An 11,794-nucleotide genomic window follows, 5' to 3' on the forward strand; every position below is an offset into this window, starting at 1 on the left:
GGGTGAGTCGCTACGCGGTTCACCCGAAGCTCCATCACTCAAGATCCTGTGCCACCCACAGTGATCGCATCGATTTTCAGCGTTGGCTGGCCGACACCCACCGGCACCGACTGCCCATCCTTGCCACACGTCCCCACGCCGCTGTCCAGCGCCAGATCATTACCGACCATCGACACCTTGCTCATGGCTTCCGGCCCGTTGCCGATCAACGTCGCGCCTTTGACCGGGGCCGTAATCTTGCCGTCTTCGATCAGGTACGCCTCGCTGGTGGAGAACACGAACTTGCCACTGGTGATGTCCACCTGACCGCCGCCGAGGTTGGCGCAGTAGATGCCGCGTTTCACCGAGGCGATGATTTCTGCCGGGTCGCTTTCGCCCGCCAGCATGTAGGTGTTGGTCATGCGCGGCATTGGCAGGTGCGCGTAGGATTCGCGACGACCGTTACCAGTACGGGCCACGCCCATCAGACGGGCGTTGAGTTTGTCCTGCATGTAGCCTTTGAGTACGCCGTTTTCGATCAGTGTCGTGCACTCGGTCGGGGTGCCTTCATCATCGACGCTCAGGGAACCGCGACGACCGGCCAGCGTGCCATCATCGACGATGGTGCAAAGCTTGGACGCAACCATCTCGCCCATGCGCCCGCTGTAGGCCGAACTGCCCTTGCGGTTGAAGTCGCCTTCCAGACCGTGACCGACCGCTTCGTGCAACAGCACGCCGGACCAGCCGGAACCCAATACCACCGGCAACGTACCGGCCGGCGCAGGAATGGCTTCCAGATTCACCAACGCCTGACGCAGCGCTTCACGGGCGTAGCTCATGGCGCGGTCATCGCTGAGGAAATAACGGTAATCGGTACGACCGCCACCGCCATGACCGCCGCGTTCACGGCGACCGTTCTGCTCGACGATCACGCTGACGTTAAAACGTACCAGCGGCCGTACATCGGCGGCCAGGCCGCCGTCAGTGGAGGCCACGAGGATTCGTTCCCATACGCCGGCCATGCTCACGGTGACTTGCTGGATACGCGGGTCGAGGGCGCGAGTCGCGACGTCGATACGCTTGAGCAGTTCGACCTTCTCGGCACGGGTCATCACTTCCAACGGGTTGTCCGGCCCGTACAACTGGGCGACATCCTGCGTCGTGAAGGCTTGCACCGTGCCGTTCTGACCAGCGCGGGAGATCGAGCGTGCAGCGCGGGCCGCGGCGCCGAGGGCTTCAAGGGTAATGGCATTGCTGTAGGCAAAACCGGTTTTCTCACCCGATTGCGCTCGCACGCCCACACCTTGGTCGAGATTGAAGCTGCCTTCCTTGACGATCCCGTCCTCCAGCGCCCAGGACTCGGAAATCTGCCCCTGGAAATACAGGTCGGCGGCATCGATGCCCGGGCCGGCCAGATCGCCGAGCACACCTTGCAGGCTCTCGATTGTTACGCCGCCGGGCGCCAGGAGGTGTTCACTGACTGAGGACAACAACTCGCTCATATGCTTTACGCCTTAAATTCATCGTTCTGAGGCAGGTCGCTGTGCGCCCTGCGAGAAAAAGCGCCGGTGACTGGACACCGGCATCCGCGCCCTGATGGACGCCTGTTCGCTGCTATCGCGTTCGGCCAGCAGCACGGCCTCGCCTTGATCCTGTTGCGCCAGCACACGTCCCCACGGGTCGATAATCGCGGCATGGCCAAAGGTTTCTCGCGGCCCCGGATGCGTCCCACCCTGGGCAGCCGCGAGCACATAACATTGGGTTTCGATGGCCCGCGCGCGAATCAACACCTCCCAATGCGCCGCACCGGTCACCGCGGTAAAGGCCGACGGCGCGGTAATCAACTCGGCACCGGCAGCGCGTAATTCACTGTACAGCTCCGGGAAGCGCAGGTCGTAACACACCGTCAATCCGACTCGACCGACGGGCGTGTCCGCCACAACGACCCCACTGCCATAAGCATAGTCATCGGATTCGCGATAACGCCCGCGATTGTCCGCCACATCGACGTCGAAGAGGTGCAACTTGTCATACCGTGCAACGGTTTCGCCGTGGTCATCCACCAGCAGCGAGCAGGCATGCACTTTGGCCGTCGGCTGATCCACCGGTGGCAACGGCAACGTGCCGGCCACTATCCATAACTTGAGGTCGCGGGCGGTCTGTTTCAACCATGGCAGGATTGGGCCTTCGCCCAACGCCTCGGCGCGGCCGATGTCGGCGATGTCGCGACGGCCCATGGCGGCGAAGTTTTCTGGAAGCACAGCCAGCTGCGCACCACCGGCTGCCGCTTGCTCAAGCAGCCGACGGGCCTGGGCCAGATTGACCAGCACATCGCTCTGGCTGACCATTTGAATTACCGCAAAAGACATGGCCTTTTCCTGATCTGGAATCAACGTACACAGGGGACTTACGGCCATGCTACTCCATCGGCCTGAGGCGTGGCGTTGTCAAAAAGGCTTGTCGAAGGTGATTTTCGGCTCTTTCCACGGCCCCTTGACGGTGTATTGGACGCTGGCGTAACGCGCCACACGGTCACCGATCAGCTTATCGATCAGGAACAGCGCGCCGCCAATAGCCGGAGCACCGACGATCAGCGCGGCAATCGGCAGGTTGTTGGTCACAGGCAACGTCACCAGCAACTTGGCATCGATCTGGTCACCCACCAGGTTCAGAGTGCCGTTGAGCTCAACATTGCTCGACGGGCCGGTCATCTGGATCGGCTCCTTGGTCACGTAAACGCCGTTGGTCGCGACCAACAAACCCTTGACCCGGTCATAACTCAGGCCCTTGCCAAACAAGTCAGAGAAGTCCAGACGCAGACGGCGACCGATGGAGTTGAAGTTGAGCAGGCCAAATACCCGCAGGGCCTGGGCGCTGCCCTCGACTTCAACAAACTGGCCTTTATTGAGCGACGCATCAAGGGTGCCGGAGAACCGCTTGCTGGCCAGCCAGGCCGGAGAACCCGGCCAGCGACCATCGACATCCATATGAAAATTTTCACTGGTGACACTCGGCGCAAAGCCCCAGCCCTTCAGTACATCGGCGAGATTCTTGCCGCTGATCCGGCCCTTGTACCAACTGCTGCTGGAACCGGGCACACCTTCCCAACCGCCGTTGCCCTGCAGGAGAATGCCCTTGAGGCCCAGATCCAGCATATTAAGCGCAATGCCCTTGGCGGTCGGACGGACTTTCAGATACCAGGCCCCGACGAGGTCCTTGCCCTGGAACAGCTGATTGATGGTGATATCCAGTGCCGGGATCTTCGTCGGATCCACCGAGGCCAGCGGATCCGGCGAGTTTTCGTCGGCCAGGACCGTCGGGTCTGGCGCCGGCAAACGCACGTATTGCAGATTGATCGCAATCGGAGCGGCTTTCGCATCGGGGATGCTGGCATTGCCCTTGACCTGCTGACTGTCGAGTTGCAAGGCCCATGCAGCAGGCTTGCGGTTCAACTGCACCGAGGCCTGATCGAGCGTGGTGCCGACACCGCTGAGTTTGCCGACCTGGAGGTCCGCGCTGCTGAGCAACTGCTTGGCGTTGCCGCCCGGATCCTGGCCGGCGTACTTGTCTACCAGGTCCTTCCAGGGGCCGACATCCAGTTCCGACAGCACACCGCGTACCCGCAGGCCTTTGGCACCGGGTAGCACGGCATTGCCGCCCCCCAGGAACAACTCGCCACGACCGTCGGCAAAGTTACCGGGCGGCGCCGCAAACGTGAAGTTCGCCAGCTCACCGTAGTTGACCCAGTAGCGCCGCTCGGGCCCCTGCAGGGTCATGCGGAACGTGGTGTCGCGGCCAACGTCGGCCGCCATGCCGAACGGTGCCGGCAAATCGATTGCTACACCCTTGAGGTTGGAGCTGACCATCAATTGACTGTCGGCCCCATAAAGGTTCAGTTGCAGCTGATAAGGGATCACACCGGACACTGGCAACGGCTGAGTAACATTCAGCCAGTCAGTCAGTTTCTTGACCTCGACCAGGCCGGAGCCGACGACGCGAGTCTTGAGGTTGCCGGGGCCGCCATCGGCGAAAATCTGTGCGGTAACCGGTTTATCAAAGGCGCGCGCGGTGATGTTTTGCCCGCTCAACCCCTTGGTGCTGTCGAAACGGAAATCGCCCTTGAGCTGAGTCAGCTCCAGCGTTGGCTCGGCCAGTTTCAGACGAGCCTTGGCGGTATTGAAGTCGACGAGGATCTTGGGCTGCTCGCCTTTGACCAATGGAATGTCCAGTTTCAGTTTGCCCCGCAGATCGCCCTCGCCTTCCCAATCGGCAAAGGTGGCGGCGGTGCCGATCGGCGCTTCCTGGAGAATCTTCAGGCCATCGCCCAACCCGCCGGCGAATCCGCCGTCAAGGAACAGATGGACGCTTTGCCCCGCTGGCACATGGGGAATATTGACGTAAATGTCGCTGACCTGGGTATTGAGCAGTTGACCCTTGCTGGCCAGGATCCGTACACCGCTGTCTTCAACAAACACGTCACCGGTGACATTACTGACATGTGGCCAGCCTGGCTGGAAGGCCAGTTCGGCATCGTGAACCTTGAAGAACAGGCTGATGCTGCGGGCTGTCTCGTCGGCCCCATGGTTCAGCGAACCCTGGTACTGGAAGAAGCCTTCGTCCACCGCACCTTTGAGAATCGCCGTACGCAGCCACTCGTCCAGCCCCGGGCTGAGCATTGTCGGCAAATACTTGGCGGTGTAACGACCGTCGCCGTCCACCAGACCGACCCGTAGGTCCATGTAGTCTTCCTGGGTGTGGTCGAAATGCAGTCGGATCAGGAAGTCGCCAGCAATCTTGCCCTCCTCGCCCAGCACCTTCAGGTACGGCGCGATCAAAGTGAAGGCTTCTTTATCGAGTTTCCAGGTCAGCCGGGCATTGGCCTGAATGTACTGCCATGGCTTGGCGAAGATCGGGTCCAGGTGCAGGGAAAAATCCTTGCTGTCCATGCGCAGCTCACCACCGCCCAGATCACCGCTGATGCTGCCACTGACATTTCGCGCCGCCGGAGCGCCGTGATAGGCATCGAAGCCGACCCGATCCAGATTGGCGGCAAAGCTGAACTTGCTGTCGTCGGTGGCATTAGGCCGGAAATCGATCAGCACATTGCGCAGGCCACCGGTCACTTTGAGTCGATCGACGGCCGTAGCAACGCCTTCGGGCAGCGGCCCCAAGGCATTGAGTATCGGGGTGATCGGGGTGAGGTCGAGACGGTCGGCTTGCAGATGCCAAAGCTCTTCAGTCTTGTCGGTCGCCGCGTTTTGTTTGAGTTGCAGATGCGATTCCCAGCGGGTCTCGCCAAGGCTCATGGCCAGCGAATCCAGGGTGATCAGGGCGCCTTCGGAACTGCGCTGGAAATAGCCATTGAGCGCCAGATTGTTGATCTGGATCGGCTTGCGCTCGGCGTACGCACCCTTGAGTTGCGGCGCGTTCAAGCGAATCGCAGCACTCTGCAGGTCGCCCTTGTTCCAGTTCACCCACAGCTCGCCGCCAGCCTTGAGCTCGGAAAAATTCCATTGTTGGGTCAGGCGCTCAGGCAACCATTTCGACCAGTCGCTTTGCGGCAGGCTCAAATAAGCTTCAGCCTCGCCGTCTTTCCATTCGCTGGCACGCAGGCGGGTACGCAGACTGAGGGCCACCGGTTGTCCATCGGGCAGGGTCAAACGGGCGTCGAGTCGCTGACGGGAGGCCCCGGTTTTCAGATTCAAGCCGACGTAAGTCAGGGTCAGCGGCTGCTCTTGCAGTGGCTGCAAAGTGACTTGGCTATCGAGTACCGACAGTTGCTGAACCATCTGCATGCGATTGAGCAATTGCTCAGGATCCAGCGGCTGATCCTGCTGCACCGGCAAACCTTCCAGCGCCCAATGGCCGTCCTCGCTCTCCTTGAGGCTGATCTTCAGGCCGCTGAGTTCCAGGTGAGCGATGCGCACTTCACGCGCCATCAGACTGGCCCAAAGATCCGGCACTGCGCGCACCTGATCCAGACGCAAGGCATTGGCGCCCTCGCCGACCATCACGTCGTGAGCCAGCATGATTGGAGCAAATCCGCTCCAGTTACCTTCCAGTTCACCGATATTCAGCGGCATACCCAAGGCAGCACTGGCTTTGGCTTCGACTTCGGCACGGTACTCGGCTACCAGCGGGGTCAGCTCTCGGCCGAGGCTGACGTATAACGCCAACAACACCAACACCAACGCACACAGCCCCAGCCCCCAGCGGGTCAGTGCGGCCAAAATGCGTGTCAGACGTTCCATGTCAGTTGGCTCCCATGGCAAAAATACTGCAAAAAGCTGAGGCCAGCCGTTCTAACAGGGTTGAAACATACCGATTCAGAGCAGCACCACGTCGTATTGTTCCTGGGAATACATGGTTTCCACCTGGAATCGGATGGTGCGTCCGATAAAACCTTCGAGCTCGGCGACGTTGCCCGATTCTTCATCGAGCAATCGGTCGACCACTTTCTGGTTTGCCAATACACGATAGCCTTCGGCCTGATAGGCGCGAGCTTCTCGGAGGATTTCGCGGAAAATCTCGTAGCAAACGGTTTCCGGCGTCTTGAGCTTGCCGCGCCCCTGACAGCTGCTGCACGGTTCGCACAGTACTTGTTCAAGACTTTCGCGGGTGCGCTTGCGAGTCATCTGCACCAGGCCCAATTCGGTGATGCCGATGATATTGGTCTTGGCGTGATCGCGCTCCAGTTGCTTCTCGAGCGTGCGCAGCACCTGACGCTGGTGCTCTTCATCTTCCATGTCGATGAAGTCGATGATGATGATCCCGCCCAGGTTGCGCAGGCGCAGCTGGCGAGCAATGGCGGTCGCGGCTTCGAGGTTGGTCTTGAAAATGGTTTCTTCGAGGTTGCGATGACCGACGAACGCCCCGGTGTTGACGTCGATGGTGCTCATGGCTTCCGCCGGATCGACCACCAGGTAACCGCCGGATTTCAGCGGGACTTTACGTTCCAGGGCTTTCTGGATTTCGTCTTCGACGCCGTACAGATCGAAGATAGGCCGCTCGCCCGGGTAATGCTCAAGACGATCGGCGATTTCCGGCATCAGCTCGGCGACGAACTGCGTGGTTTTCTGGAAGGTTTCCCGGGAGTCGATCCGGATCTTCTCGATCTTCGGGCTCACCAGGTCCCGCAAGGTTCGCAGTGCCAGGCCAAGGTCTTCGTAGATCACACTCGGCGCGCTGATGGTTTTGATCTGCTCGTTGATCTGATCCCAGAGACGACGCAGGTAGCGAATGTCCATGAGGATTTCATCGGCACCGGCACCTTCGGCAGCGGTACGCAGGATGAAGCCACCCGCCTCTTGAATGCCTTCTTTGGCCACGCAATCAGTGACCACTTGTTTGAGACGTTCGCGCTCGGCTTCGTCTTCGATCTTCAACGAAATGCCAACGTGTGCGGTGCGCGGCATGTACACCAGATAACGCGATGGAATCGACAACTGAGTCGTCAGGCGTGCGCCTTTTGAGCCGATCGGGTCCTTGGTGACTTGCACCACCAGGCTCTGACCTTCGTGAACCAGCGCGCTGATGCTCTCGACCGCCGGGCCTTCGCGCAGGGAGATTTCCGAGGCATGAATGAACGCGGCGCGGTCCAGGCCGATGTCGACGAAGGCCGCCTGCATGCCGGGCAATACCCGCACGACCTTGCCTTTATAGATGTTGCCGACGATCCCGCGCTTTTGCGTGCGCTCGACGTGGACCTCTTGCAGAACACCGTTTTCAACCACCGCCACGCGCGATTCCATCGGCGTGATGTTGATCAGGATCTCTTCACTCATGGCAGGGTCTCGTTCAGGCATGTTCACGATAATGGCCGCATCTTGTCAGTACGACGCTCAACGCGCGTTAAGGGTTTGCCAACAGGGTATGCCGAAATGGCCGAGCAGCTCAGCGGTTTCGCACAGCGGTAACCCGACCACCGCCGAGTAACTGCCATTGAGTCCGGCGACAAACACCGCGCCGAGCCCTTGAATGCCATAGCCGCCGGCCTTGTCCTGCGGCTCACCGCTGGCCCAGTAGGCCACCGCTTCTTCGCGACTGATGTGGCGAAAGCGCACCAGACTGCTCACCACCCGAGACTCGCAACGCTCACCGTCGAGTACCGCAATCGCCGTCAGGACTTCATGTTCACACCCGGACAACATCATAAGCATGGCGCACGCCTCGGCTTCGTCCACCGGCTTGCCGAGAATTTTCCCGTCCAGCACCACGGCGGTATCGGCACCCAGCACGCAAGAGTCTGCGTCGGACACGACCGCGCCGCGTCCGGCCTCGGCTTTGCCGCGCGCCAGGCGTTCGACATAGGCCGACGGGGATTCATTGTTTAAAGGGGTTTCATCGATGTCCGCGCTGATGGCGGTGAACGGCACGCCGATCTGCGTGAGCAGTTCACGTCGACGCGGCGAGCCTGAGGCGAGGTACAGCTGTTTCATCAAGACATCTCCCTGTCGAGGTGCGGGCAAATGCCTGACCGAATTAATTGATTTTGTAGCGTCGACGCAAGCCGCGCAAACCGTAGCTGATCCATGGCCAGAGCAATGCGCTGACCAGTGCCGGCAAGACCAGCGCCAGTGTCGGCTGACGATTGCCGGTCAGGGCGCTGAGCCATAGTTGAACAAGCTGCGCGAGGCCAAAGATCACCAGGATCACCAGGCTCTGTTGCCACATCGGAAACATGCGCAGACGCTGTTGCAGCGCCAGCACCAGGTACGTGATCAGCGTCAGGATCAATGCGTTCTGCCCCAGCAGCGTGCCGTAGAGCACGTCTTCGGCCAGGCCCAGGCACCACGCGGTGACCATCCCGACTTGCTGCGGCATGGCTAACGCCCAGAATGCCAGCAGCAAGGCCAGCCACAGTGGACGCAGGATTTCCATGAATTGTGGCAGCGGCGAAACGCTGAGCAGCATGCCTATGGCGAATGTCAGCCAGACCATCCAGCCGTTTCGGGAGGCAGTAGCACCAACCATTATTCTCGTCCCCCAGTGGTAGCCGGCGCAGAGACAGGCGGCTTGGCAGCAGGCTTCACGGCAGCAGGTTGCGTGGCCGGCGGTTTAGCGGCAGCAGGTTGCGCCGCGGGCGGCTTGCTGGCGGCAGGTTTCGCAGCAGCAGGATGAGTTACCGCAGGCTTGGGCGGGGTTGTGGCAGCAGGGGCAACCGTCGGTGCAACCGGAGTCACGGGTGCAGCAACAGCAGCCGGGACGATGCCTGTTTTCGGTACTGTCGCTGGAATGATCGGGCCACCACCGTGCTGGTCCAAGGCTTCTTGAGCCTGGGCAGCTTCGTTGGCGCGCTCTTCGGCTGTGCGGCCGTCGGTGAACACCAGCAACAGGTAACGGCTGCGGTTCAAGGCGGCGGTCGGCACGGCGCGCACAATCGCGAACGGCTGACCGGAATCGTGAATCACTTCCTTGACCGTCGCTACCGGGTAACCCGCCGGGAACCGCTGCCCCAGACCCGAGCTGACCAGCAGATCGCCTTCCTTGATATCGGCGGTATCGGCTACGTGACGCAACTCCAGGCGTTCCGGGTTGCCGGTGCCGCTGGCAATCGCCCGCAGGCCGTTGCGGTTCACCTGCACCGGAATGCTGTGAGTGGTGTCGGTCAACAACAGCACACGAGAGGTATACGGCATCAACTCGACCACCTGGCCCATCAAGCCACGGGCATCGAGCACCGGCTGACCGAGGATCACACCGTCGCGCTCACCTTTATTGATGATGATGCGGTGGGTGAAGGGATTGGGGTCCATGCCTATCAGCTCGGCCACTTCGACTTTCTCGTTGACCAGCGCCGAGGAGTTGAGCAACTCGCGCAGCCGAACGTTCTGCTCGGTGAGGGCGGCAAGCTTTTGCATGCGGCCCTGCAACAGCAGGTTTTCGGTTTTGAGTTTTTCGTTTTCGGCGACGAGCTCGGTACGGCTGCCAAATTGGCTGGCCACACCCTGCCATAGCCGCTGCGGCAGGTCGGTGATCCAGTAAGACTGCATCAGCACCAGCGACATTTGGCTACGCACTGGCTTGAGCAGTGTGAAGCGGGCATCGACCACCATCAGCGCGACCGATAGCACGACCAGCACCAACAAGCGCACGCCCAGTGAAGGCCCTTTGGTGAAAAGCGGTTTAATAAGCCGCTCCTCCCAGGCAAATGTTCTCTTTATTCATACGGCATCAAACCGGCCTGGATGCAGACTGACAGAAGATAAACGCCAACAGGCAGCACTGCAAAGTGCTGCCTGCGCGCCAACAGCATAGATGCAACCGGCGAGATCACTCGCTGGAGAGCAGGTCCATGGTGTGTTTATCCATCATTTCCAACGCACGGCCACCGCCGCGAGCAACGCAGGTCAGCGGGTCTTCGGCAACGATTACCGGCAGACCGGTTTCCTGGGCCAGCAACTTGTCGAGGTCACGCAGCAAGGCGCCACCACCGGTCAGTACCAGGCCACGCTCGGCGATGTCGGAAGCCAGTTCCGGAGGCGATTGCTCCAGTGCACTTTTCACAGCCTGAACGATGGTGGCCAGGGACTCTTGCAGAGCTTCCAGCACTTCATTGGAGTTCAGGGTGAATGCGCGCGGAACGCCTTCGGCCAGGTTACGGCCACGAACGTCGACTTCACGCACTTCGCCGCCCGGGTAGGCAGTACCGATTTCCTGCTTGATGCGCTCGGCAGTGGATTCGCCGATCAGGCTGCCGTAGTTGCGACGCACGTAAGTGATGATCGCTTCGTCGAAGCGGTCGCCGCCAACCCGCACGGATTCAGCGTAAACCACACCGTTCAGGGAGATCAGCGCGATTTCAGTGGTACCACCACCGATATCGACAACCATCGAGCCGCGAGCTTCTTCAACCGGCAGGCCGGCACCGATCGCAGCCGCCATTGGCTCTTCGATCAGGAACACTTCACGGGCACCGGCACCGAGGGCCGACTCACGGATGGCACGACGCTCAACCTGGGTGGATTTGCATGGAACGCAGATCAACACACGAGGACTAGGCTGCAGGAAGCTGTTTTCGTGAACCTTGTTGATAAAGTATTGCAGCATCTTTTCGCAAACGCTGAAGTCGGCGATCACGCCATCCTTCATCGGACGAATGGCAGCAATGTTGCCCGGCGTACGGCCGAGCATGCGCTTGGCCTCGGTGCCGACAGCAACGACACTTTTCTGGTTACCGTGTGTCCGAATAGCCACAACCGAGGGCTCATTCAGGACGATACCGCGCTCGCGCACGTAAATAAGGGTGTTGGCAGTGCCCAGGTCAATGGAGAGATCGCTGGAAAACATGCCACGCAGTTTCTTGAACATGGGGAAAGGACCCTAGGCAACGCGTGGGTAAAAAAGTGCGGCAAACTCTAACAACGACAGGGATTTTGGGCAAGGCGCCAATATGTTAAATTGGCCGCTTTTCTGTGCACCAACCCCCACAATCGCGGCCTTATGACCGTAGAAATGCGGTAGTGTTCCGACAATCTAACACACGGATAGCATCCGTTCTGTTTTCCTTCCACTGGAGAATCCCATGACGCTTGAACGCTCCGACGTGGAAAAAATCGCTCATCTGGCCTGTCTGGGCCTTAATGATGCCGATCTTCCACACATCACTTCGGCCCTGAACAGCATTCTGGGACTGGTCGACGAAATGCAGGCGGTCAATACCGACGGTATCGAGCCGCTCGCCCACCCACTGGAAGCCAGCCAGCGCCTGCGCGCAGACGTCGTGACCGAGACCAATCATCGCGAGGCCTATCAGTCCATCGCACCAGCGGTCGAAAACGGCCTGTACCTGGTTCCGAAAGTCATCGACTAAAGG

9 protein-coding genes are annotated in these 11,794 nt (G+C 60.2%); 1 reads left to right on the forward strand and 8 read right to left on the reverse strand.

What is annotated here, in order from left to right; genetic code table 11:
- Positions 1–38 precede the first annotated feature (38 nt).
- The 8 genes from tldD to mreB form a co-directional block, all read right to left on the reverse strand.
- On the reverse strand, positions 39–1,481 hold the full coding sequence (tldD, locus tag KGB03_RS16315; RefSeq protein ID WP_008148876.1) for a metalloprotease TldD: 1,443 nt from the start codon (positions 1,479–1,481) through the stop codon (positions 39–41).
- An 18-nt stretch (positions 1,482–1,499) separates the two neighbouring features.
- Entirely contained in the window at positions 1,500–2,348 is an 849-nt protein-coding gene (locus KGB03_RS16320) for a carbon-nitrogen hydrolase family protein (RefSeq protein ID WP_111450510.1), read from the reverse strand.
- Positions 2,349–2,426: 78 nt separating this feature from the next.
- Positions 2,427–6,230, reverse strand: a complete 3,804-nt coding sequence (locus KGB03_RS16325; protein ID WP_223527619.1) for a YhdP family protein — start codon at positions 6,228–6,230, stop codon at positions 2,427–2,429.
- Between the two features lie 75 nt (positions 6,231–6,305).
- A complete protein-coding gene (rng, locus tag KGB03_RS16330; RefSeq protein WP_033058026.1) occupies positions 6,306–7,763 on the reverse strand; it encodes a ribonuclease G in 1,458 nt (485 codons plus the stop codon).
- Positions 7,764–7,820: 57 nt separating this feature from the next.
- Positions 7,821–8,417, reverse strand: a complete 597-nt coding sequence (locus KGB03_RS16335; RefSeq protein WP_223527622.1) for a Maf family protein — start codon at positions 8,415–8,417, stop codon at positions 7,821–7,823.
- Between the two features lie 43 nt (positions 8,418–8,460).
- Complete coding sequence (gene mreD, locus KGB03_RS16340; protein ID WP_111450412.1) at positions 8,461–8,952, reverse strand: rod shape-determining protein MreD; 492 nt, start codon at positions 8,950–8,952, stop codon at positions 8,461–8,463.
- Positions 8,952–10,109: a rod shape-determining protein MreC gene (gene mreC, locus KGB03_RS16345; protein ID WP_192410374.1), complete on the reverse strand. Its 1,158-nt coding sequence runs from the start codon at positions 10,107–10,109 to the stop codon at positions 8,952–8,954. The genes mreD and mreC overlap by 1 nt, the downstream gene beginning before the upstream one ends.
- 142 nt (positions 10,110–10,251) lie before the next feature.
- A complete protein-coding gene (gene mreB / locus KGB03_RS16350) occupies positions 10,252–11,289 on the reverse strand; it encodes a rod shape-determining protein MreB (RefSeq protein WP_002555108.1) in 1,038 nt (345 codons plus the stop codon).
- Positions 11,290–11,503: 214 nt separating this feature from the next.
- Here mreB and gatC point away from each other — a divergent pair, with 214 nt between their 5' ends.
- Entirely contained in the window at positions 11,504–11,791 is a 288-nt protein-coding gene (gene gatC, locus KGB03_RS16355) for an Asp-tRNA(Asn)/Glu-tRNA(Gln) amidotransferase subunit GatC (protein ID WP_008026876.1), read from the forward strand.
- The last annotated feature ends 3 nt before the right edge of the window (positions 11,792–11,794 follow it).

Origin of the sequence: Pseudomonas sp. BF-B-26 (assembly GCF_019956495.1) — a bacterium.
GTDB lineage: Bacteria > Pseudomonadota > Gammaproteobacteria > Pseudomonadales > Pseudomonadaceae > Aquipseudomonas.

Bases quoted from the DNA above. Each gene is read 5' to 3' on its own strand.
- KGB03_RS16320 (WP_111450510.1), bottom strand. From the start codon at position 2,348: ATGTCTTTTGCGGTAATTCAAATGGTCAGCCAGAGCGATGTGCTGGTC.
- mreB (WP_002555108.1), bottom strand. From the start codon at position 11,289: ATGTTCAAGAAACTGCGTGGCATGTTTTCCAGCGATCTCTCCATTGAC.
- gatC (WP_008026876.1), top strand. From the start codon at position 11,504: ATGACGCTTGAACGCTCCGACGTGGAAAAAATCGCTCATCTGGCCTGT.
- KGB03_RS16335 (WP_223527622.1), bottom strand. From the start codon at position 8,417: ATGAAACAGCTGTACCTCGCCTCAGGCTCGCCGCGTCGACGTGAACTG.
- rng (WP_033058026.1), bottom strand. From the start codon at position 7,763: ATGAGTGAAGAGATCCTGATCAACATCACGCCGATGGAATCGCGCGTG.
- KGB03_RS16325 (WP_223527619.1), bottom strand. From the start codon at position 6,230: ATGGAACGTCTGACACGCATTTTGGCCGCACTGACCCGCTGGGGGCTG.
- mreD (WP_111450412.1), bottom strand. From the start codon at position 8,952: ATGGTTGGTGCTACTGCCTCCCGAAACGGCTGGATGGTCTGGCTGACA.
- tldD (WP_008148876.1), bottom strand. From the start codon at position 1,481: ATGAGCGAGTTGTTGTCCTCAGTCAGTGAACACCTCCTGGCGCCCGGC.